The 21,102-nt window shown below is 55.5% G+C and carries 19 protein-coding genes and 1 tRNA gene; 11 read left to right on the forward strand and 9 right to left on the reverse strand.

Features of this window, described 5'->3' with window-relative positions; translation table 11 throughout:
• From lptC to APA10_RS06860, 3 genes are read right to left on the reverse strand one after another with little or no spacing between them, the layout of a single operon-like run.
• A complete protein-coding gene (gene lptC, locus APA10_RS06850; RefSeq protein ID WP_035367381.1) occupies positions 1–738 on the reverse strand; it encodes an LPS export ABC transporter periplasmic protein LptC in 738 nt (245 codons plus the stop codon).
• On the reverse strand, positions 735–1,748 hold the full coding sequence (locus APA10_RS06855) for a KpsF/GutQ family sugar-phosphate isomerase (protein WP_035367383.1): 1,014 nt from the start codon (positions 1,746–1,748) through the stop codon (positions 735–737). The genes lptC and APA10_RS06855 overlap by 4 nt, the downstream gene beginning before the upstream one ends.
• A 47-nt stretch (positions 1,749–1,795) precedes the next feature.
• The gene (locus tag APA10_RS06860) at positions 1,796–2,449 is read right to left on the reverse strand and encodes a ribonuclease D (RefSeq protein ID WP_035365719.1); all 654 of its coding nucleotides are present in this window, start codon (positions 2,447–2,449) and stop codon (positions 1,796–1,798) included.
• 204 nt (positions 2,450–2,653) lie between these two features.
• On the opposite strand from APA10_RS06860, the gene rlmB reads away from it, so the two are divergent.
• Positions 2,654–3,496, forward strand: coding sequence for a 23S rRNA (guanosine(2251)-2'-O)-methyltransferase RlmB (gene rlmB, locus APA10_RS06865; RefSeq protein ID WP_035365721.1), 843 nt, complete (start codon positions 2,654–2,656; stop codon positions 3,494–3,496).
• Here rlmB and APA10_RS06870 read toward each other — a convergent pair.
• Together APA10_RS06870 and APA10_RS06875 are read right to left on the reverse strand one after the other, a co-directional pair.
• Positions 3,430–4,782 carry a purine-cytosine permease family protein gene (locus APA10_RS06870; RefSeq protein ID WP_035365723.1) on the reverse strand — a complete coding sequence of 451 codons (1,353 nt, stop codon included), beginning with the start codon at positions 4,780–4,782 and terminating at the stop codon, positions 3,430–3,432. The genes rlmB and APA10_RS06870 overlap by 67 nt on opposite strands.
• A gap of 50 nt (positions 4,783–4,832) precedes the next feature.
• Complete coding sequence (locus APA10_RS06875) at positions 4,833–5,651, reverse strand: SDR family NAD(P)-dependent oxidoreductase (protein WP_003629123.1); 819 nt, start codon at positions 5,649–5,651, stop codon at positions 4,833–4,835.
• A gap of 99 nt (positions 5,652–5,750) precedes the next feature.
• Between APA10_RS06875 and gmk the strand changes: the two genes are divergently transcribed.
• The 5 genes from gmk to APA10_RS06900 all read left to right on the forward strand — a co-directional run bounded on the left by gmk (position 5,751) and on the right by APA10_RS06900 (position 11,566).
• Positions 5,751–6,404 carry a guanylate kinase gene (gene gmk / locus APA10_RS06880; RefSeq protein WP_003629126.1) on the forward strand — a complete coding sequence of 218 codons (654 nt, stop codon included), beginning with the start codon at positions 5,751–5,753 and terminating at the stop codon, positions 6,402–6,404.
• Between the two features lie 5 nt (positions 6,405–6,409).
• Positions 6,410–7,843: a bifunctional D-glycero-beta-D-manno-heptose-7-phosphate kinase/D-glycero-beta-D-manno-heptose 1-phosphate adenylyltransferase HldE gene (gene hldE / locus APA10_RS06885; RefSeq protein WP_003629127.1), complete on the forward strand. Its 1,434-nt coding sequence runs from the start codon at positions 6,410–6,412 to the stop codon at positions 7,841–7,843.
• Positions 7,840–9,024, forward strand: a complete 1,185-nt coding sequence (locus tag APA10_RS06890; RefSeq protein WP_003629128.1) for an AGE family epimerase/isomerase — start codon at positions 7,840–7,842, stop codon at positions 9,022–9,024. The genes hldE and APA10_RS06890 overlap by 4 nt, the downstream gene beginning before the upstream one ends.
• Before the next feature lie 72 nt (positions 9,025–9,096).
• The gene (locus tag APA10_RS06895) at positions 9,097–10,599 is read left to right on the forward strand and encodes a replicative DNA helicase (protein WP_035362011.1); all 1,503 of its coding nucleotides are present in this window, start codon (positions 9,097–9,099) and stop codon (positions 10,597–10,599) included.
• A 178-nt stretch (positions 10,600–10,777) separates the two neighbouring features.
• Positions 10,778–11,566, forward strand: coding sequence for a nuclease-related domain-containing protein (locus APA10_RS06900; RefSeq protein WP_003629133.1), 789 nt, complete (start codon positions 10,778–10,780; stop codon positions 11,564–11,566).
• A gap of 61 nt (positions 11,567–11,627) precedes the next feature.
• On the opposite strand, the gene APA10_RS06905 is transcribed toward APA10_RS06900, so the two are convergent.
• The 4 genes from APA10_RS06905 to APA10_RS06915 all read right to left on the reverse strand — a co-directional run bounded on the left by APA10_RS06905 (position 11,628) and on the right by APA10_RS06915 (position 16,085).
• Complete coding sequence (locus tag APA10_RS06905; RefSeq protein WP_003629134.1) at positions 11,628–14,045, reverse strand: mechanosensitive ion channel domain-containing protein; 2,418 nt, start codon at positions 14,043–14,045, stop codon at positions 11,628–11,630.
• Between the two features lie 231 nt (positions 14,046–14,276).
• Positions 14,277–14,426, reverse strand: a complete 150-nt coding sequence (locus tag APA10_RS15120) for a hypothetical protein (RefSeq protein WP_003629136.1) — start codon at positions 14,424–14,426, stop codon at positions 14,277–14,279.
• A gap of 88 nt (positions 14,427–14,514) precedes the next feature.
• On the reverse strand, positions 14,515–15,303 hold the full coding sequence (locus APA10_RS06910) for an ABC transporter ATP-binding protein (RefSeq protein ID WP_003629137.1): 789 nt from the start codon (positions 15,301–15,303) through the stop codon (positions 14,515–14,517).
• A complete protein-coding gene (locus APA10_RS06915) occupies positions 15,300–16,085 on the reverse strand; it encodes an MlaE family ABC transporter permease (RefSeq protein WP_003629138.1) in 786 nt (261 codons plus the stop codon). Before APA10_RS06915 ends, APA10_RS06910 begins: the two co-directional genes overlap by 4 nt.
• 208 nt (positions 16,086–16,293) lie before the next feature.
• Here APA10_RS06915 and APA10_RS06920 point away from each other — a divergent pair, with 208 nt between their 5' ends.
• The 5 genes from APA10_RS06920 to APA10_RS06945 all read left to right on the forward strand — a co-directional run bounded on the left by APA10_RS06920 (position 16,294) and on the right by APA10_RS06945 (position 20,559).
• On the forward strand, positions 16,294–17,325 hold the full coding sequence (locus APA10_RS06920; RefSeq protein WP_003629139.1) for a hypothetical protein: 1,032 nt from the start codon (positions 16,294–16,296) through the stop codon (positions 17,323–17,325).
• Between the two features lie 85 nt (positions 17,326–17,410).
• Entirely contained in the window at positions 17,411–18,802 is a 1,392-nt protein-coding gene (gene radA / locus APA10_RS06925) for a DNA repair protein RadA (protein WP_035367384.1), read from the forward strand.
• A 54-nt stretch (positions 18,803–18,856) separates the two neighbouring features.
• Positions 18,857–18,930: transfer RNA gene (locus tag APA10_RS06930), tRNA-Gly, on the forward strand.
• Positions 18,931–19,166: 236 nt separating this feature from the next.
• On the forward strand, positions 19,167–19,574 hold the full coding sequence (locus APA10_RS06935) for a hypothetical protein (RefSeq protein WP_003629141.1): 408 nt from the start codon (positions 19,167–19,169) through the stop codon (positions 19,572–19,574).
• A 712-nt stretch (positions 19,575–20,286) separates the two neighbouring features.
• Positions 20,287–20,559: a hypothetical protein gene (locus APA10_RS06945; protein WP_003629145.1), complete on the forward strand. Its 273-nt coding sequence runs from the start codon at positions 20,287–20,289 to the stop codon at positions 20,557–20,559.
• Positions 20,560–21,102 lie beyond the last annotated feature (543 nt).

Below are 21,102 nucleotides of genomic sequence, written 5' to 3' on the forward strand. Positions count from 1 at the left end.
TCAGGAAGCCTTGCCTTTGGGGGCTGAATCACTGTGGCGGTCATCATTCAGAATCAACTGGCCGGGGCCGCGAAACTGGGCAATGCCCTCATGCTGGGCCAGCAGATAGCCCTTGGCATCAAGCGAGCCAAAAGGCCCTTCCGCCCGCACCCATGAATCGGAGGCAATAATGCCGCGTTTGACATCAATATCGGCTACGGGGCTGTGCATCATCAGGCCGTCATCGCGGTACAGGGTGACTTCTCCGGTCAGGTCGAGAATCTGTGCATGCTGCATGTAAACGCCTTTTTCCGATTCAACCCAAAGCCAGCTTCCGCCCTGTGTCAGCAGGTCTGCCTTGGGGTGGATCAGGTCCATACGATTGTCATTCACCTGATGCGCGCTGTCTGCCGTAATCATGAACGGGCGGTTGTGTTCATCCACCCCACGATACGTGGCACCTATCAGGTTGCCGCTTTCAATCTTAACCTTGGCCAGTTCCTTGATGGTGGTCTGGTTGGCGCTTAGCAGCCTGTCCACTTCTGGCCATACGGCAATGGTGGCCAGCAGCAGCAGGGCTGTGGCGGGCAGCACCCACTTGGCCCAGCGCAGCATGGTGCGGCGGGGGGGCCGCCTGGCGGCATCCGGCAGTTTGCGCAACTGGGCGGAGGGCGCAAGCCGTTCACGCTGGCGGCGAATGGTTTCTTCCGAGCGGGCAAAATCGGCCCGTTGCGGGCGTTTGTCTTCCGGGCTGGTCATCCAACCCCGGCTCGGATGAGGTCATGCACATGCACAACGCCTAAGGGTTTGCGCTCATCATCCAACACAAACAGAGATGTAATGGGCCTTTTACGCTCGTTCATCAGCCGCAGGGCTTCAGAAGCAAAAATACCCGGCCCTATGGTGAGTGGTGAATCGTTCATGACATCTTTCGCCAGCGTGGTCGTCAGGTCGTGATCAAGCGCGCGGCGCAGGTCACCATCCGTGATCAGCCCCGCCAAGGTACCATTCTCGCCCAGAATGGCCACGCATCCTAACGCCTTGTGCGTCATTTCCACAATAACGTCCCGCATGGGGGTGTTGGGGGTGGCCAGTGGCATGGCGTTATCTGTGCGCATCAGCTCCCGCACGGTGCGCAGGCGCGCGCCAAGGCGGCCGCCGGGGTGGTAGGTGCCAAAATCCGTGGCGGTAAAACCACGCTGGCGCAGCAGGGCCACGGCCAGGGCATCACCAAACGCAAGCTGGGTGAGGGTGCTGGTGGTGGGGGCCAGTCCCATCGGGCAGGATTCCGGCAGGGATGGCAGCGTAAGTGCCACCGTGGCCGCAGATGCCAAAGTGGAATGGGCCCGGCTTGTTACAGCCAGCAGCGGCAGGCCCGTGCGGCGGGCATGGGCGGCAATGTCTCCCAGTTCCGTTGTTTCCCCGGAATTGGAAAAAGCCAGAACGGCGTCCCCTTTCTGCACCATCCCCAGATCACCGTGGGATGCTTCTGCCGGGTGCACAAATATGGCGGGGGGGGGGGGGGGGGGGGGCGGGGGGTGCACCTTGCGGGCAATATGGCCGGATTTGCCAATGCCGGTTACAACCACACGGCCCGGCAGCGCCAGAATAATTTCTACTGCCTCGGCAAAGGCACCGCCCAACCCTACGGGGTTTTCCAGTGCCTCTGCCAGCGCATCCAGCCCTGCACGTTCCGTGCGCACAACGTCAGCCGCCTCTACGCCGGGGAAAGAGGAAGCCTGCGAGCTGATATGGGTGGACATGTTCATGCCAAGCCGATCCGGTTGATCAGAAAAAGGGATGCGAGGGCGCGTGCTTACGCGCGGTGAGAGAAAATATCCGGGTCTTCATACCCAAGCAGGTCCAGCCGGGCACGGGCGGGCAGGAAGTCATAGCATGCCTGAGCCAGCTCACGCCGGCCTTCACGGTCCAGCAGGGCGGACATTTTATCCCACAATGCGTGCAGATACAGTACGTCCGATGCCGCATAAGCCAACTGTTCGGGCTTAAGTTCCTTGGCACCCCAGTCTGATGTCTGCTGTTGTTTGCTCAGTTCCACACCCAGCATGTCGCGGCACAGGGCAGCAAGGCCGTGGCGGTCTGTAAAGGTGCGCACAAGGCGGGCGGCAATTTTGGTGCACACCACCGGGCTTACGGTAATGCCCAGCGCGTGCTGCAGAATGGCTACGTCAAACCGTGCAAAATGCATGATTTTGGTAATGGAGGGGTCCGCCAGAACACGCTTGAGGTTGGGGCAATCATACCCTTTACCCCCAAGGGAGGTGGGGATGATCTGCACCAGATGTGCTGTGCCATCACCGGCAGAAAGCTGCACAAGGCACAGTCTGTCCCGGTGCGGGTTCAGGCCCATTGTTTCCGTATCCACGGCTACGGACCCACTAAAGGTCACGTTGTCTGGAAGATCGTTCCGGTGCAGTGTAATGGCACCTTCGGATGGGGCAGAGGTCATAACCCGCTCCTGCGTGTTCTGTTGCTGTATGCTGTTGTGTTCCAGACCGATACAGCCGGCGTGATGGAATGTCCATTCCTGCACGCTGTGTATGGCGCTGTTATGGCGGCGGTGCACATTTATATGCGGGATAGGCGCAGGCAGGCGGAATGCGCTAGAAGGGCCTGATCTGTTATACCCTTAACAACCCGGAACTGTGTGTTTATGCGTCAACCTCGTCATGGCCGTCCTGCGCGGCGCCCTCGTGTTTCTTCTGCTGGTGGGCGGGAAGGCGCGCCTTCGGCTCCGGCAGGCACATGCTGGCTGTTTGGCACGCACGCAGTGGCCGCAGCGCTTAATAATCCGCGCCGTGTGTATGAACGCCTGCTGGTAACCGAAGAAAATCATCCCGCGTTGGAAGAGGCCACACGCTCTGGCCGAGGTGTGCGCGTGGCGCCGGAACTGGTGCAACGCCAGCGGCTGGATGATTTGCTGGGGCCGGATGCGGTGCATCAGGGTGTAGCCCTTCTGGCACGTGTTCTGCCCCCCATGCCGCTGGATGAAGCGTTGGAACGCCCCGGCCCGGTACTGGTGCTGGATCAGGTGACAGACCCACGTAACATCGGGGCCATTCTGCGTTCAGCCGCAGCGTTTGGGGCTGCCTGTCTTGTGGTGCAGGACCGCAACGCGCCGGAAGAAACCGCTGTGCTGGCCAAGGCCGCATCTGGCGCGCTGGAAACCGTGCCCATGGTGCGTGAGGTCAACCTCTCCCGTGCGATCGAGCAGTTGCAGAAAAGTGGGTGCTGGACAGTAGGGCTGGATGCAGGCGGCACCACGTTGGATGGCACAAGTTTTGATGGTCGCCGCGTAGCCCTTGTGCTGGGGGCAGAAGGCAAGGGCCTGCGCCGCTTAACGCGTGAAAGCTGTGATGAAATTGCCGGGCTTTACATGCCCGGAGAAATGGAAAGCCTGAACGTATCTGTGGCCGCTGCTGTAGGCCTTTATGAACTGGTGCGCCGTGGCATGCCCAGCGCGTACCAGAAAGCCGCAGCAAAAAAGCCCACGTAATACCCAATATCGGCCCCGCCCAGCCAACGCGCTACGGGGCCGGTATACAGGCTGCTGGTTGAAAACAGCGCAATGGTCAGCACGGATGTTACGGCAAAAATGGTGGCCCCACGTGTCCAGCCCGGTGGAATAGGGTGCACCGTGCGATCTCCAAAATACCAGTCCGCCAGCACAATGCCGATCCACGGGGCAATCCAGTACATCGTCACCAGCAGGTAGTCTGTATAAAGTGTGGTGTAACGGCCTGCACCGGCCACAGCCAGCACATAGCCAAGGCTGGCTGTAAGAATGGCCGCCGCAATGCGGGGCACATGCAGCCCGGCAGAAATAAGGCTGTAGCTGGCGGTATTATCGTTAAACGAATTGCCGGTGATGGATGAAAGCGCAATCGCCCCAAGTGCCACAGCCCCAAGTGGCCCCATAGCCTGCTGGAGCGAGGCAATAACCGCCGTGGGTGAGGCCTCTGCCACAGACCCGGCAGAAATAAGCCCCAGAATCTGGAACGGAATGGCCGAACCCAAAAGCCCCGCCAAAGCCAGCAACACCACCTTTTTAGGGCAGGTATTGGCAGGCAGATATCGCGTGTAATCTGATGAATACGAGGCCCAGGACAGATTGAAGCTGACCAACACACCCGTTGCCAGCAAAAAGGTGGAAAAGCTGACAGCATGATGCGCGGCCAGCGGGGCTTGCCCTTTTAGCGCAAACACAATGCCAATAAGCGTGAACACCACAAGCAACACGGTGCCCAGATATTTCTGCAAGGCCTGCACCACATGGTGTCCGTAAATAGAGGCCACCATCTGAATACTAGCCAGTATGCCCAAAGCCAGCCAGAAGGGCATGGAAAGCCCGGCCAAAAGCAGCAGCGCCATAAGGGCCGTGGCGGCGGGCACGTTATTTACGGCATCCCACCCTACGCAATAAATCCAGTTCAGAAACGCCGGAGGACGCAGACCTTTTTGCCCCAACGCGCGGCGGGAGGCCTCCATTTGTGTCAGCCCGGTTTTGGGGCCAATGGCGGCGGCAAGGGCTACGGGCAGCGCGCCTATGATGTTGCCAAGAATAATGGCAGCCACCCCTGTGCGAAAATCCAGCCCCATGCCTGTAAGCAACGCCCCCGTGACCCAGCCACCGGGGCCAAGGTTGGGGGAAAAGTGGCTCCAGAACACCCGGTCTGTCGGCATGGTTTTGAGCGCTGCCGGAACAGGTTCCCTTACAGATGCTGCGGAAAGATCCTCCATCAGGCCACCGGTCTGGGGGGCTGAAGGGGGTGATTGTATCATGGGTGGCGTGTTCCTGCGGCGTGGGGAATGGTGGGGCTGGCGCTACAGTATCATGAAAGGTCAGGTTCGGGCATGGACCCCGCGGCCCCAGAGGGCTGATTATTGTAATAGAACTCTGCCAGCCGGATGGGCAGCAGGTCCATAAAGCGGGAGCCGGCAACCAGCCATAGCGGAAAGATAATGCGCCGCTCGTTCCGGCTTAGCCCACGCAAAATACGGCGGCTGGCGCTGTTAACATCTGTGAGCCCCGGCATGGGGAAGGCGTTTTTGGCCACCATCGGGGTATCTAAAAACCCGCATACAACAGAGCTTAATAAGATACCGGCCTTTTTGGCATCTCCCCCGGTGGCCACCATAAATCTGTCCACCGCCGCTTTGGCTGCGGAATAAGAGGGCGTGCCGGGGTAAGATACCACCCCCGCAACGGAAGAAATGGCACAGATACGCCCACGCATGCCATCCGCCCCACGTGGCTGATGCTGCATAACATCCAGCGCAGGCAGCACGGTGTTGAGCACGCCCATCATGTCCGTTTCAAAAATACGATAAATCTGTGCTGCAGGTTCATAGGGCATACCATCGGGCGTTTGCGGCTTGCGCGTGCCGCCCGTTATGCCTGCGCATGCCAAAACCAGATCCAGCCCGTTTGTGCTGCGGATCCAGGTATCCATTTCTGCACGGTCTGCCACATCCCCAAGGTGCAAATGCACAGATGCCCCCCGGCTAATGCAGGCTTTTGCTGTTTCTTCCAGCCGTTGTGCATGACGCCCGCCCAGATACAGGGTGCGCCCTGGCCGGGCCAGCGTTTGGGCCAATGTTTGCCCAAGGCCGGAGGATGCGCCAGTAATCAGAACGGTATCATGCTTCATATTACAGATCGGCCTTTGCTTATGGTGGTTATGGCATAGCATGGCGGCTTCTGGCATGAAGGCGCAAGACGGATAGATAGAACACGCAGGGAAGGCAGCATGGCGCACAACGCACAGGGTAACCATAACGGAGCAGAACGGCGGCGCGGTGTGTGCCTGGTTATTTCTGCGCCATCCGGGGCGGGTAAGTCCACCATTGCCAATGCACTGCGTGCTTCCGAGCCCGCGCTCAAGCACTCGGTTTCCGTGACCACGCGCCAGCCAAGGCCGGGGGAAAAGGAAGGCGTGCATTACCACTTCCGTACCATGGAAGATTTCGAGCGCATGGCCGCAAATGGTGAGTTGCTGGAATGGGCCACCGTGTTTGGCCGTGGTTACGGCACACCCCGCGCCCCGGTGGAAGCCGCATTGGCTGCCGGGCACGATATGGTGTTTGACATAGACTGGCAGGGCCACCAGCAAATTCGCCGTGCACTGCCTGATGATGTGGTGAGCCTGTTTGTGCTGCCGCCATCATTGGAGGAACTGGAACGCCGCCTGCGTGGCCGTGCATCAGACCACCCCGATGAAATTGCCCGCCGCATGGCCGCCGCGCGGGATGAAATCTCGCATTGGCGGGAATTTGACCACGTGATTATCAATACGGATCTGGACCGCGCCATTACAGAAGCCCGCGCGGTGCTAATAGCGGCACGCCTGCAAACCCGTCGGCGCACGGGGCTGTTGGATTTTGTTGCCAGTTTTGGAGCCTGAACGGCATGGATTTTTCTGCCATTACCGTGCTGTGCCTGGGTGATGTCATGCTGGACCGTTTTTTATACGGCAGCATGGACCGCATCTCGCCCGAAGCACCCGTGCCTGTGTTGTTGCTCGATTCCCGGCGCGAAATGCCCGGAGGGGCCGGGAATGTGGCCAGCAACGTTATCTCACTTGGGGGGCGTGCCGTTCTGGTGGGGCTGAGCGGTCAGGACGAGGCCGGGGCCAGCCTGCGCACCACATTGGCAGAAAAAAACCGGCTGGTGGATGCTACGGTGCAAAGTGCCACCCGGCCCACAATTTGCAAAACACGCTTTATTGCCGCGCATCAGCAGGTGGTGCGGGTGGATGAAGAAAGCCACGCCCCCATTGCAGAGCCAGAGCAGGAAGCCCTGTGCCGCCAGATTGATGCACATATCGGAGCCTGTCAGGCTGTGGTGGTGTCTGATTACGGCAAGGGCGTGTGCACTCCGGCTGTGCTGGCGCATCTGTTCCACGTGGCGCGGCAAGCTGGTGTGCCTGTTTTTGTAGATCCCAAATCTACTGATTACACGCGCTATAAAGGCGCTACCTGCATTACCCCCAATGCCAAGGAACTGGCCGCAGCCTCCGGCATGCCGGTGGATACCGCAGCCCATGTAGAGGCCGCTGCCAGTAAGGTGATGGCTCAGGCCGATGCACAGGCCATTCTGGCTACCCGGTCGGAAAAAGGCATGATGCTGGTGCGGCGTGGGGGCGAGGTGCTGGCTGTGCCCGCCCGTGCGCGGGAAGTGTTTGATGTTTCTGGCGCGGGAGATACCGTTATTGCCACCATGGCGCTGGCTGTTGGGGCGGGTATGTCGTTCGAACAGGGCATGCGTGTGGCCAATGCGGCGGCTGGCGTGGTGGTGGGTAAGCTGGGCACGGCCACGGCGGATATTCAGGAAGTTCTGCACGAACTGGAAGAGCAATCCGGCCCGGATGAAGTGCCGCACCTGCTGCCTTTAGGGGCCGCTTGTGCGCAGGTGGCCCGCTGGCAGGCGCGTGGCCTGCGTGTCGGCTTTACCAACGGGTGTTTTGATATCATCCACCCCGGCCATATCAGCCTGCTGGCAGAAGCCCGGAGCGCGTGTGACAGGCTGGTGGTGGCGCTGAACACAGATGCCAGCGTGCGCCGCCTGAAAGGTGACACACGGCCTGTGAACTCATTGGAATCCCGCGCCGCTGTTATGGCCGCCATCCGTTATGTGGATGCCGTTGTGGCGTTTGATGAAGATACACCGCTAGAGCTTATCCGTGCCCTGATGCCAGATGTGCTGGTAAAAGGGGCAGATTACCGGCCAGAACAGGTTGTGGGGGCGGATATTGTGCAGGCCGCAGGGGGCAGGCTGGTGCTGGCCAATTTGCAGCAGGGACATTCCACTACGTCTACAATCGGGCGGATTCGCAATACATGACAGTGCATGATCTGCCGGGTGCAGAAAACCTGCCGCTTATTGCCGTGCGCAACCGTTTTGCGCGCTGGCTGTTTGAGGATGCCTTGCCTTTCTGGGCCAGCACGGGGTGCGATGGCACAGCCTCAAACCCCGCGGCCTTGGGGGCGCAGGAGTGCCTGACTCTACAGGGCACGCCAGCCTTGCCGCCGTTCAAGCGCGTAAGGGTGCAGGCACGGCAGCTTTTTGTGTTTTCATGGGCGGCCTTAAAAGGCTGGCAGCCAGCAGCGCAACGGGCGGAAAGTATTTTCAGGTTTCTGCTCAACGCCCATAGGCCAGATGGCGGGTGGGTTAAGCTGCTGGCGCGTGATGGCGCTGTGCTGGATGACAGTGCAGATTTGTACGATATCGCTTTCGTGCTGTTTGCTCTGGCATGGTATGGCCGTGTGGACCGCACAGGCCAGGCGGTAGAGCTGGCGCGGCAAACGCTTGCGTGGCTGGGGCAGACAATGGCTCTGCCCAATGGCGGCTTTATGAACACGCGGCCCACCAATGATGCATGGCGGCAGCAAAACCCCCATATGCACTTGCTGGAAGCTGTTCTGGCCCTGCATGAAACTACGGGCGATGCTGCAGATCTGGCGCAGGCGCACGCATTATATGCGCTGTTCAGCCAACACTTTATGGATGAACGCACCGGCACGCTGGGCGAATATTTTGGGCCAGACTGGCAACCCGCCGCAGGGCCAGAAGGCCAGTGGTGTGAGCCGGGGCATCATTTTGAATGGGTATGGCTGTTGCAGGCTTATGCACGCCAGAGCGGGGTGGATACCGCAGCCCAAGCCGCGCGCCTTTACCATTTTGCACATCAGTATGGCGTAGATGCCCAAACCGCATTAGTGCGTGATGCCGTTGCACGGAATGGGCAAATACTTAAGCCAACATTCCGCTTATGGGTGCAAGGCGAGGCTTTGCGTGGCGCGTTGTGTCATGATCCGCAGGGTAAAGCCGGTTGGGCCACGCGTATGGCCAGTAATCTGCTGGATCGGTATTTTACAGGTTGCCCCACAGGCACATGGGTGGACCAACTGGATGCACAGGGCGCACCTGCGGCTTCACAAATACCAAGTAGCTCGCTTTATCATATCGTAACGGCGTATGATGCGCTGGATCAGGCTGCGCGAGCCTGCGTGCCATCTGCATAAAAAACGCTGTGCGGAAATGTGCCTGTAAGCAGGACGTGGCAGCGCGAATCTGATACAAGCGGTGTTGTGAACATGACAACAACAGATACCCCCAACCAGAAGGACGAAAGCCTTCTGGCCCTTACCCTTCGGCAGCCCCCGGCCAATGTGGAGGCCGAACAGGCGCTGCTTGGCGCGTTGCTGACCAACAACCGCGCCTATGACCGTGTTTCGGACTTTCTGGCTGGTGAGCATTTTGCCAACCGTGTGAATGGCCAGATTTATGAAGCCATTGCCCGGCGCATTGAAAACGGACAACTGGCAGACCCCGTAACCATGCGGGCCGAGCTGGAACATTCCGGCATTTTGGCCAGCGTGGGCGGTATGGCCTACATGGCCAAGCTGTTGTCCTCCATGGTCGGGATTATCAACGCCGGAGATTACGGCCGCACCATTCATGATGCGTGGATCCGCCGCCAGCTGATTGATATTGGTGAAAACGTGGTGAACAGCGCGTTTGGCACCACCATGGGCCTTTCCGGGCAGGACCAGATTGAGGCAGGGGAAGAAGCCCTGTTCAAACTGGCGACGGAAAAAGGCAATGAAGGGGATTTTGTTTCCTTCAACAAGGCGCTGAGCGGAGCCATTTCTGTTGCGGCCCAAGCCTTTCAGAACGAAGGGCACGTTACGGGCCTGACATCCGGCCTGCGTGATCTGGATAAAAAAACAGGTGGGCTGCATCCGTCTGACTTGCTGATTCTGGCTGGGCGTCCCGCTATGGGTAAAACGGCGCTGGCCACCAAAATGGCCTTTTCCGCCGCCCGCGCCATTATGGATGAGGCTGAGGAAACAGGAGAAAAGCCCAAAGGGGCAGTGGCTATTTTCTCGCTCGAAATGTCAGCAGAGCAGTTGGCCACTCGTATTCTGTCTGAACAGGCCGAGGTTTCGGGCGAGCGTATCCGCCGTGGTGATATCGGGCAGAAGGAGTTTGACCGCTTTGTGCGTGTCAGCCACGAACTGGCCCGCCTGCCATTGGTGATTGATGATACGCCAGCTATCTCTCTTTCCGCCATGCGCACACGCTGCCGTAGGTTAAAGCGTACGCAGGGGCTATGCCTTGTGGTGGTGGATTACCTCCAGCTTATGCGGCCATCTGTTGGCACCCGCCCAGAAAGCCGTGTGTTGGAAATTTCCATGATTACGCAGGGCCTTAAAGCCATTGCCAAGGAACTGGAAGTGCCGGTTATCGCACTTTCCCAGCTCTCCCGTCAGGTGGAAAGCCGCGAAGACAAGCGGCCCATGCTGTCGGATTTGCGTGAATCCGGCTCCATTGAGCAGGACGCCGATGCGGTGATGTTTGTGTACCGTGATGAATACTACCTGCAACAGCGTATGCCCAAGGAAACCGCTTTTGAATCCATGGAGAAATACTCTGTGGCAATGGATGAATGGCAGCGCAAGATGAGCCTGGTGCATAACAAGGCCGAGCTTATTCTGGAAAAGCAGCGTCATGGCCCCACGGGCACCATTAATCTGTTTTTCGAGGGCGAATACACGCGCTTTGCAGATTTGGATACCATTCATCAGGAACACTAAACCAGTTGAAAAGGCCCCCATGTTGGGGCCTTTTTTGGTAAAAACCTTCTGATATCCACGTAAATTTGAAAAACCATACCGCTTGCTGTATGGCGCCGTATGTGCAACTGCATGCACGCGCAAGAACAGCCTGTAAACTGCGTGCCAAAAGAACAAATAAGATTGGGCAGATTTTTTAATGGATAAACTTGGTGCCATTATTGCAATGGCAGTGTGCCTTCTTGTCTTGCTGAATATTTCAACAGTTTTTGCGTTCTTGTTTCTGCTTGTAAAAATTGCTTTGGTTGTGGGGCTTCTCGCCCTGGCCGGGTTTCTGGTTTTTGGTTTTATTGAAAAACCAGAAAAGCACTTACCGCCGTCTCCAACCTCTCAAGATGAAACCCCGGCAGAACCGGTTTTTGAGAAGCCGTATTTTGATGCCCATGAAAAAGGGCGGGAAGGGGAAGAAAAAGTATGTGCAATTCTCCAACACATGGGCTGGGCCGCCCTACATAATGTTTTGCTGGAAGATGACAGAGGGCTGACGGAAATAGATCATCTTGTAAAAGCCCCGTGGGGCATTGTGGTTATTGAAACCAAAAATTACGATGGCTTTATTTCCGGTTCCTCTACGCCGGGGGTGTGGAAGCAGAGTTTTCCAAATTCTACCGGCGTAGGGTACCGGCTGTTTATGGACCCCGTGCACCAGAACTATCGGCATGTCTGTGCCGTAAAATACCTTACCGGAATGGAAAATGTACGGTCTGTCGTGGTGTTTGCCGGGCGGGCTTATACCAGCCCATTTGTGCATCATCAGGTTGTGCGCCTGAAAAATCTGGAGCGTGTTTTACGCACACGGCCAGAAGGTTTTGCCTATGTGGATGACCGCGAACTGGAAAGAGCATGGCATGTTCTGCAACAGGCCTTTGTTGCCAATACGGGGCGAGGGCGTGAGCATATAGATAAATTGCGCCAGCGTTTTTCCTGAAAAACAACGTGGCTTGGTTTCTGCGGGCCATACAGGCGGCCCGCAGAATAGGGCGTGCTGGTTAAACGGTTATCAGGTTCTGCCGCACCGTCACCGGAATCTTGTTTTCCTGAAACGCCTTCCAGATTTCAAAAAGCGCTGCACTGCGCACAACTTTTACGTCTGTGCCAGACATGGCTTTGGCTGATCCAATCAGCAAGGCAGAGCCATCAGATACAGAAGACATGCTTACAGTTGGCCGCATGCTTTCATCCACATCCTTACAGGTGGCAAGGGTGCGGGCCATGACATCCATGGCTTTATCCAGATCAGATGCAAAAGGCAGATTGAGTTCTATGGTGAACACACCGGGTTTTTGTGCCCGCGTGGCGTTTTTAACCGCCGAGGTAATGAACTGCGAGTTAGGAACAATCATGGTGGATTGGTCATCCAGCCGGATATCGGTAGAGCGCACGCTAATGCGTTCCACCGTGCCAGTTACGCCCGCAATGGTGACAACATCCCCAATGGAAACCGGGCGTTCGGCCATAAGGATAATGCCGGAAACAAAGTTTTGCACAATGGACTGCAAGCCAAAGCCAATGCCCACAGAAAGCGCGCTTACAACCCATGTCATGCTTTTAACGGTTACACCCAGCACCGCCAGCATGCTCAGCCCCACCAGAATCCATGCGGCATAGCTCAGAATACTCAGGATAGATGCCTGCGCCCCGATATCCAGCCGCGTGGTGGGGAAAAACCTTTGCTGAAACCACGATTTTAAAATGCTGATGGCGTAATACCCAGCCACCGGCAACACGGCACACAGCAAAATGGCATCCAGAGAGATATGGGAGCCATCGGTGCTGGCCTGGCCATGAAACAGCCAGTAAAGCTGGTGCCAGATCTGCTGCGGGTCAAACCCTCCGCCACTGGTGGCAACGGCATAAACCACAGCCAGCAGCAGCACATTTACAATGCCGGGCACCACAACGCACATCTGGTTTACAAACCGTGGCGGCAGGCCCAGTTCAACCAGATGCCGCCCCAAAGGCGCACCGGCCGGAAACAACGTGCTGGCCGTAACCGTTACCAAAAGGGAAAGCAGCAAAAGGCCTGTCATGCTAATGGCCATCATGCTCAGCCATGAGATGATGGTGTAAGCCAGCGGAATGTAGCCTGAAAAAACAGCCAGCCAGCAGACAATGGAAATACCCATAGCCAGACTGATTAAAAACTGCGTGCGCGAGGGCTGGCTGGGGGTGTTGTCTGTTTGGTCAGAAATCCGCAGTTCCCGCGGGATGGCAAACAGCAGCGGGCTTACGGCCAGCACATACAGCCCATCCATAAGCTGGACAGACAGCATGGAAATGCCGCTTTGCGTATCAATATAGCGCAGGAACCCGCGTATAATAAGCGCTGCCGCCAACCAGAGCGGAAACAGCCGCAAATTCCGCGCAATGGTGTCCGACATCGGAAAGATGCGCCATTCCGGATGGCGTGAAAGCAGGCAAAACCCCAGCTCGATCACAAGCCCGCAAAGCGGAAACTGCGCGCCCATCATGCTGCCAAGGGTGGTTAAATCTTCATCCAGCGCAGAATTGTCAAAGGCCAGAACACTCCAGAAAATCTGGAAGGCAAAACCCCATGCCAGCAGGCTGAGCACACCACACAAAAGGGTTGCAATAATGGGGCGGATACGTCCCGCAGGTAAAACACGCGCCACCAACCGGCGAATAATACCGTGCGAGAAAAACCACCCCACCAGAAGCACCGCAGAAAGTGCGATGCCACCCAGCGAAATAAAGATGCGCTTGCCAGAAAAAGCGACCCCCAGCACCCCAAGGGCTTCTCCCCCCAAAGCGCTGAGCCGTGTGGTGTCTGTATGGAAATTGCTGGTAAACTGAGACCAGAAGTTCACCCCCAGAGGGGAGGGAAAACGCTGCCACAAGGTGGCCTGCTGTATGGCGGTGCCATGCTGGCGCAGTTCATTTACAAGTTGCTGGGCTTCTACCTGATACAGCTTCAGCCGCGTCATGCGGGAATTGATGTCCTGCTGTTTTTTAAGCAGGAGTTTGCGCTGTTCGGTAATGGAGGCTGCTTCTGCTGGCTCATCCTTGCCGGGTGGCTTGCCCAGAATATCCAGAAAGTTCTGATAAACGCCCTGATAGGGTTTTAGCCGGGCTTGCAGGGTATCTGTTTGTGTGGCCACAGCATTGGCGCGGCGCAGCAGGGCGGCAAGCTCGGTTGTGCTTTGGCCGTTGGTTCTTTCCTGCTGGCTGCTTTGGTAAATGGCACTTATTTCTGAGCCAATACTTTCCAGCGTGCTGTTACTGACAATATCAGAAGTATTGGTAATAAGGGTTGTTGGGGCAGGGGCCGTAACGGAGGTATTGTCTGTATCCGCTGCCCAAAGGGGGGAACTGGCGGCAAAAGGCAGGGCACCCTGCGTAAGCACAAAACACGCTAGAAAAAGAGAACAGAACCGCTTCAAACGCATCAGAAAACCTTGTGTTTCAGGTGTCTGGAAAAATAACCCTTATATCCGTAACGTAGCGGCGTAAGAGGGGGTTGCGCCACCATTAAGCAAGCGGCGTGGTGATGTTGGGGGAATGTACGTAAGTTTCTGTTTGGTGCAGGCCGCACAATGCTGTGCACTTTTCAAACAGGCAAAAGCCCTGCCATCAACGGTGGCAGGGGTAAAAATTAACGTATGGGAAACGTGGTGAGGTTAGTCGTCATCACCTGTTTTGAGGTGATCATGATATCCGTATTTTTCCCACTGGGCGGCTGTGGTCAGATGCTTCGGTTCACTGGAGCTAAACATGCCACAGGCGGATAGTCCCAAGGTGCAGGCCAGCAGCAGAACCGCGCGTTTCATCTTACCGAATATCCCTTACCCGTTTTGTCTGCTTTTTCTATCTCATTGCAAGGCAGCGCGGGCAAGTGGAGATTGCAGCCAAGTGTGATTAACGCCGCAATTCCATGCTGATGGGGCCTTCACGCCGCCCGTGGGTGAACTGATCTACATACGGGTTGCCGCTGTTCATGAGGGAAGATGCTGCACCCTGCCAGATCAGCTTGCCTTTGTAGAGCATGGCGGCTTCATCTCCAATGCGTTGGGCAGATGCCATATCATGCGTAATGGCAATGGCGGTGGAACCCAGCTTTTTCACGCAATCTACAATCAGCCCATCAATCACCGCGCCCATAATGGGGTCCAGCCCGGTGGTGGGTTCATCAAAAAACAGAATATCCGGCTGGGCAGCAATGGCACGTGCCAGGCCCACGCGCTTTTGCATGCCGCCAGAAAGTTCAGATGGATATAAATCCCCCACAGAAGGATCAAGCCCCACCTGTGCCAGAATGGTGCCTGCATGGTTGCGGGCGTTCTTGCGGGTGATTTTATGCAGCGCCAGCAGGCCGAATGTCACGTTTTCCCATACAGTCAAACTGTCAAACAGGGCGGCGTTCTGGAACAGCATGCCAATTTCACTGCGCAGTTTTTCACGCCGTTTTTCCGGAGCTTCCAGAACGTTTTCGCCATCAATTTCGATAACGCCGGAATCCGGGGTAATCAGCCCCAGGATGCAGCGCAGCAGCACGGATTTGCCCGAGCCAGACCCGCCGATAACAACAAAGGATGTGCCCTGTGCAACATCCATGGAAACACCATCCAGCACCTTTTTGGCGCCGAAGGATTTGTGCAGGTCCCGAATACGGATTTTAGGCGTGGTGCCTGTCATGGTCTGGCTCATTGTGAAAAGAACAGGTCTGTCAGCAGGTAATCAAAGGCCAGCAGCATGATGGAGGCAGCTACCACGGCCGCTGTTGTGGCAGAGCCCACACCTTCTGCCCCGCCCTTGCTGTTATAGCCGTAGTAGCAGCCCATCAGCGCAATAAGGAACCCAAACAGCGCGGCCTTTACCAACCCTACGGTTACATCAATGGCCTTGAGGGAGTTCAGCGTGGCTGTAATGTAAGCGGGGGCAGAAAAGCCCAGCTTCACCACCGCTACGGTAAAGCCGCCTGCCACACCCAGTATGTCTGCTACCAGCACCAGCAAGGGCAGGGCAATAAGCCCGGCCAGCAGGCGCGGGGCCACCAGATACTTCATGGGGTTGGTGGAAAGGGTGGTAAGCGCATCTATCTGGTCTGTTACGCGCATGGTGCCAATTTGGGCGGCCATGGCAGCGCCTACGCGGCCAGCCACCATAAGCCCAGCCAGCACCGGCCCGAGTTCACGCGTAACGGCCAGCACCACAATACCGGCAATGGCGCTTTGGGCATGGTATTGCGCAAACCCGGTATAGGATTGCAGCGCAATCACCCCGCCAGAAAACAGCGCCGTAAGCGCCACCACAGGCAAAGAGAAAAAGCCTGTTTCTAAAAAGGTGGATAAAAACACCCGCCCATAAAACGGAGGGCGCACAATGTGCGAAAGCCCAGAAGCCGCAAACAGGGCCAAAGCCCCCGCCGCGCGAATAAGGGAAAGTGTAGCGCGGCCAAGGCGGGCCACAAGATCAAGCACCATGTCCATGAGTGTGGACTGTCCGTTCCTGCTGAAGTGTGAAAAAGGCAGTTCCAGCAGCCGTAACCTGTGCGGGCGGGTTCGTCAAAGCATCGTTGTGTGGTGGAGCAGGGGGTATTGCGTTTTCAAATAATAAATTTTGTTTAAATTTACGAACAGAGGTGGCAAACAGCGCCCAGCCATTTTGCGAAATGGTAGAATATGAGGGTGTTCAATTATGGATGATGTTTCCCGTTCTGTTTTTGTGTTTGGTTCTCCTTGCAACAGTAACTACGGCAAGGTTGTTTTTCTGCCCAACGGCCAACTTTATGGGTATCAACACGAAAACGAACATACATGGCGTATGGATGGGGAAGAACTGTGCCTGTTAAATATTCGGGGGCAGGTGAGCAGTCGGTATCATCGTACGGGAAACGGATGGGCAGGCACGGTAGAAGGCCGCAGATACCCACTTTACCTTAACACCCTGATAACAACAGATACATGTGAAACACCGGGCCTGCCGCCGGTTATGGTCAACACCATTCCAAAAGCTGGCACGTATTATGTGGAAGCCGCGCTAAAAGCCGCAGGGTGCCCTTCCCACCGTCTGCATCTGGGGGGTGAGGATGTGGTGGATGATTATCGCGGCCTGCCGGATGAGCGCGTGCATATCATGCCCGAAACCCTGCGGCTGTATTGCCCGCTGGATCTGGTAACCGCCACGCTGCAAGGTGGGCATGTTGTGGCGCATTGCGATTTTCAGCACGTTATAGACCATGTGCGCAGCCAGGGCGTTCTGGTACTTTCTGTTGTGCGCAACCTGCGCGATATCATGAAAAGCATGTTCCGCTTTTTGCTGTACATGATTCCGCCTGAACCAGACGATTTTCTGGGCCAGTTCTGGCGTGAGCAGGAAGGCGATGCCCGCGTAACAGCTTTTCTGGCTGTGGAGCATGAACGGGGGCTGGAGCATGTGCGGCAGATGGCCCGCATGATACTGGCGGATACATCCCCCCAAAGCATTGTGCTGCGCTATGAAAGCCTGAAGCAGGGTGATTTGCAGCCCCATAACATTGAAAAATTGCAGGCTATCAATCCGGAATTTACGCAGCGTTTGTCTGATGCGTTTGTGCAGACCTATGGTGCCCGCACCCCAACATTTTCTGGCGAAGCCCGGCAGCAGCCAGACCCGTGGTGCGATGTGTTTGAGGCATATTTCCACAAATCCGGTATGGCCGATCTGAACGCGCAATTGGGTTACGCGTAAAAAACAGTGCGGGTGAGCCCTTGAGTTTGTTCCTGTTTTATTCCACATCAGGGGGGATGAACCGGACAGCAAAAGAGCTTGCCTGATGGCTAAAAAACCTTCCCGCACCTATGTTTGCACCAATTGTGGCGCTGTACATGCCAAATGGGCTGGGCAGTGCGATGCCTGCGGTGAATGGAACACGCTGGAAGAAATGGCTGTGGAACCCTTGGCCGCATCTTCTGCCGCAGTGCGCGGTGGTAAAGGGCGGCGCGTGGCGTTGCAGGCGCTGGAAGGGGAGATCAAACTTCCACCACGCACCCAAACAGGTATTGCAGAGCTTGATCGGGTTTTAGGCGGTGGCCTTGTGCCTGCCTCTGTTGTGCTGGTGGGGGGAGACCCCGGCATAGGTAAATCCACCCTGCTGCTTCAGGCCGCCAGCAAGTTGGCAGGCAAGGGTGAGCGGGTGCTGTATATTTCTGGTGAAGAAGCGGTGGATCAGATCCGCCTGCGCGCCCAGCGGCTGGGTGTGGCTGGGGCCAAGCTGGACTTGGCGGCATCTATCAACGTGGCGGATATTGTAGCCACGCTGGAAGCCGAACCCGATGTGCGGGCGGTGGTGATTGATTCCATCCAGACCATGTGGCTGGAAACCATAGATAGCGCACCGGGGACGGTTTCTCAGGTGCGGGCCTGTGCGTTTGAGCTGATACGTGCGGCCAAGCGCCGGAGCTTCAGCCTTATTCTGGTGGGGCATGTAACCAAGGAAGGCGCGCTGGCAGGCCCGCGTGTGCTGGAGCACATGGTGGATGCCGTAATGTATTTTGAAGGCGATAGAGGCCACCAGTTCCGTATCTTGCGGGCTGCCAAAAACCGCTACGGCGCAACGGATGAAATTGGCGTATTCGCCATGACAGACCGTGGGTTGGAGGAAGTGAGCAACCCATCTGCGCTATTTCTGGCCGAAAGGCGGGGCAATATTGCCGGTTCTGCCGTGTTTGCCGGGTTGGAAGGTACGCGCCCTGTTTTGCTGGAAGTGCAGGCCCTGCTGGCCCCCAAAGGTGGAGATGGCGCACCACGCCGTGCCGTGGTTGGGTGGGATACAGGCCGCCTTTCCATGTTGCTGGCTGTGCTGGAAACGCGCTGTGGGCTCAAACTTTCTGGCATGGATGTGTATTTGAACGTGGCAGGCGGCCTGAAAGTGGCGGAACCAGCGGCAGATCTGGCTGTGGCTGCGGCGCTGGTTTCTGCTGCCAGTGGCGTGCCCACCAGCCCCGGAGAGGTTTATTTTGGTGAGGTCGGTCTTTCGGGCGAGGTGCGGCAGGTGGCACAGGCTGATGCCCGTTTGAAGGAAGCCGCCAAGCTGGGGTTTGACCGTGCCGTGCTGCCTCGCCGCATCGCACGGGGCAATACGCGTTCTCGCCCGCCGGAGGGGCTGCATCTGCGTGAAATCGGCCATATTTCTGATTTGGTGAGCGCAGAAATGGAAGCCGAGTAAAACTGATGCGTTGCCATTTGCACAATGTATCGGTATAGTGCGCCCTACAAAGATGCGGATGTAGTTCAATGGTAGAACGGCAGCTTCCCAAGCTGCATACGAGGGTTCGATTCCCTTCATCCGCTCCAATGTGCATTTTCCCAATGAAATCAATAACTTACGAACATCACCCAGCAGCACGATATACCGTGTTGGTAGTGGGTCAGCGGTAGTTCTTCCTATGGGTATGAAGAAAGATCCTACCGAGCTTTGATGTCAAAAGAAACGGGCTACCGTGGCAGCCCAATCTAACTAGGCATTTCCTCATTAATCACAGTGCAAAAGCCTTTTGCCGTGTGTCTCCTCTTTGCTCAGAAAGAGGCGCATGCTGGAAAATTTACAGCGACTCTTAAAAAAGTTTTTGCTTTTTGGAAAATCTACATACATACATATGTATATACGTATGTATGTAAGGAAAAAAGTTATGTCTTATGTGAATCCTGCTCTTGTCACCTCTCCGAAGGATCGGATTGCTAACTTGGAAATTCTTCATGATGGTGGAGAAAATAGCTATTCTATAGCAAGAATGAAGTGGGAAGGCAGAGAAGGAACTATTGGCGTCCGATGGAATGGTGGGAAGAATAACGGTGTTGGAAATCCGCAAAGCAGAGGGATCCCGACATGGTTTATTCTTCCTGAACCTTTAGGTGATTTTACTAAATTTTTTGTTTGGGCGGAGAAAAAAGGCAATTTTATTGCTAGCGAAGCAGATAATACTTCAGAAAATTCTTAATAGAATTATTGCGCTATGGCCCGCCCGGAAGCGTTCTGGGTGGGCCATAGCAAAAAGACCGCTTTGCTTTGGCGGCATATTTGACCTCGTATTCCGGCCAATGATAGCGCCCCTGAGGTCGCTGCAAATCGGCTTTGTCCATCTCAATGGCAAGCTGGCCGTTGGAAGTGTTGGCCCATGCCGCGGCGGCATGGGCTGCAATGGCCTGCCGGTATCCGCTGGCGTCATCAGATGTCTATGCAACTGAATTGCTTGCTGATAATCGTGCAAGGCTCTGGTGCTACCAGTCTGGTAGTACTATGTGTTGGTAGCTGTTTTTCTTTGAGAAACTGCCATTTATCGAGTGTTTCGAATGGGTCTATGACATTCCCTTCATCCGCTCCATTTCCTTAAAATTCAGAAATTTCAATTGGTTGTGATTGGCCTCTGCTGTTGGCGCTGTAAGTTTGCGTTACACGGCGGGCGTTGCGGTTTTGCGGATGAAAAAGCATTCAATTCGCAAAATTCCTTCTCCACACAACATAAATTCTGCGCAGGGAACCCATTTGGGTTCCTTTTTTTTATGGTGATATTGCAGCCCGGCATATGGGCGGGCAGTGCGTGATGACTGCTTTTTAAAGAGCAGACATACGAAGAAAGCACAGTACTCGTGTTGAAAATAAGCAAATAAGAAATACATTCTGTTACAGTTTTGTTAAACGAGGAGAGAGAAATGAAAAAGACACTTTATATGTGTGTCGCTGTTCTTGGCCTCGGGTTTGTGCAGAGTGCTTCTGCCGCCACATGGGATGGTGGCGTTTCCAGACATGTTGAGGTCAAAAACCCGGATCAGCCCGATACCACCAAAGGCGGTGTATGGGATGGTGGGACAGACAGGAAGGTAAAGGTGGAAGATCCGGATACATCGGATACCACTAAAGGCGGTGTGTGGGACGGCGGCATATCTGAGCACGTACCCGTAAAATACCCCAGCATGCCGCAGTAATGCGGGGTGGCCCTGTTTTAATGTTGTTGTGATCGTTCACACAATATTGGAACAGGGCGCAGTTTTTTCGTTTAAAAAATACAGCGTTTGTGACACGGAAACGCGCAGAGTATTTTCTGTGTTGCTGATTTGGCGTTAAAAATAATTAGATATATACCTACATATATATTTAAAGTATAATTTGGAATCATCATGAAATTCGTGATAATTTTGATATGTATAAAAGTATTTATATAAAAAATAATTATAAAAGGAAAAATTTGTAGAAATACGTTCTATTTTTTTATTGGTAAGAAATTAATTATACATACCGTGTATAAAATCAAAACCAACTAAAGGCGCACGCGCGCTCGCAGGCATGTACATTGTGCATGCCGCAAGATAATTTTTCATGAAATTATTGTTTCACATCCGATATGGTAAGCATTCTTTGTTTTGGAATACATGAAAGAAATACACAATACTCTTTTTATTATTTAACAATACATCTGGAGGGTTCGAAAAACCTTTGACTGAGTGCTCTTGTGCGTGATTCCAGGTTCC

It is taken from the genome of Acetobacter pasteurianus subsp. pasteurianus LMG 1262 = NBRC 106471 (assembly GCF_000285275.1).
In the GTDB taxonomy this organism is placed as follows: Bacteria; Pseudomonadota; Alphaproteobacteria; order Acetobacterales; family Acetobacteraceae; genus Acetobacter; species Acetobacter pasteurianus.

Excerpts from the sequence above, each read along its gene's own strand:
- APA10_RS06905 (WP_003629134.1), bottom strand. The coding sequence starts at position 14,045 with ATGCGTTTGAAGCGGTTCTGTTCTCTTTTTCTAGCGTGTTTTGTGCTT.
- APA10_RS06945 (WP_003629145.1), top strand. The coding sequence starts at position 20,287 with ATGAAAAAGACACTTTATATGTGTGTCGCTGTTCTTGGCCTCGGGTTT.
- APA10_RS15120 (WP_003629136.1), bottom strand. The coding sequence starts at position 14,426 with ATGAAACGCGCGGTTCTGCTGCTGGCCTGCACCTTGGGACTATCCGCC.
- APA10_RS06935 (WP_003629141.1), top strand. The coding sequence starts at position 19,167 with ATGCTGGAAAATTTACAGCGACTCTTAAAAAAGTTTTTGCTTTTTGGA.
- APA10_RS06900 (WP_003629133.1), top strand. The coding sequence starts at position 10,778 with ATGGATAAACTTGGTGCCATTATTGCAATGGCAGTGTGCCTTCTTGTC.
- APA10_RS06855 (WP_035367383.1), bottom strand. The coding sequence starts at position 1,748 with ATGAACATGTCCACCCATATCAGCTCGCAGGCTTCCTCTTTCCCCGGC.
- APA10_RS06870 (WP_035365723.1), bottom strand. The coding sequence starts at position 4,782 with ATGATACAATCACCCCCTTCAGCCCCCCAGACCGGTGGCCTGATGGAG.
- APA10_RS06875 (WP_003629123.1), bottom strand. The coding sequence starts at position 5,651 with ATGAAGCATGATACCGTTCTGATTACTGGCGCATCCTCCGGCCTTGGG.
- APA10_RS06895 (WP_035362011.1), top strand. The coding sequence starts at position 9,097 with ATGACAACAACAGATACCCCCAACCAGAAGGACGAAAGCCTTCTGGCC.
- rlmB (WP_035365721.1), top strand. The coding sequence starts at position 2,654 with ATGCGTCAACCTCGTCATGGCCGTCCTGCGCGGCGCCCTCGTGTTTCT.
- radA (WP_035367384.1), top strand. The coding sequence starts at position 17,411 with ATGGCTAAAAAACCTTCCCGCACCTATGTTTGCACCAATTGTGGCGCT.
- gmk (WP_003629126.1), top strand. The coding sequence starts at position 5,751 with ATGGCGCACAACGCACAGGGTAACCATAACGGAGCAGAACGGCGGCGC.
- APA10_RS06920 (WP_003629139.1), top strand. The coding sequence starts at position 16,294 with ATGGATGATGTTTCCCGTTCTGTTTTTGTGTTTGGTTCTCCTTGCAAC.
- lptC (WP_035367381.1), bottom strand. The coding sequence starts at position 738 with ATGACCAGCCCGGAAGACAAACGCCCGCAACGGGCCGATTTTGCCCGC.
- hldE (WP_003629127.1), top strand. The coding sequence starts at position 6,410 with ATGGATTTTTCTGCCATTACCGTGCTGTGCCTGGGTGATGTCATGCTG.
- APA10_RS06860 (WP_035365719.1), bottom strand. The coding sequence starts at position 2,449 with ATGACCTCTGCCCCATCCGAAGGTGCCATTACACTGCACCGGAACGAT.
- APA10_RS06910 (WP_003629137.1), bottom strand. The coding sequence starts at position 15,303 with ATGAGCCAGACCATGACAGGCACCACGCCTAAAATCCGTATTCGGGAC.
- APA10_RS06915 (WP_003629138.1), bottom strand. The coding sequence starts at position 16,085 with ATGGACATGGTGCTTGATCTTGTGGCCCGCCTTGGCCGCGCTACACTT.
- APA10_RS06890 (WP_003629128.1), top strand. The coding sequence starts at position 7,840 with ATGACAGTGCATGATCTGCCGGGTGCAGAAAACCTGCCGCTTATTGCC.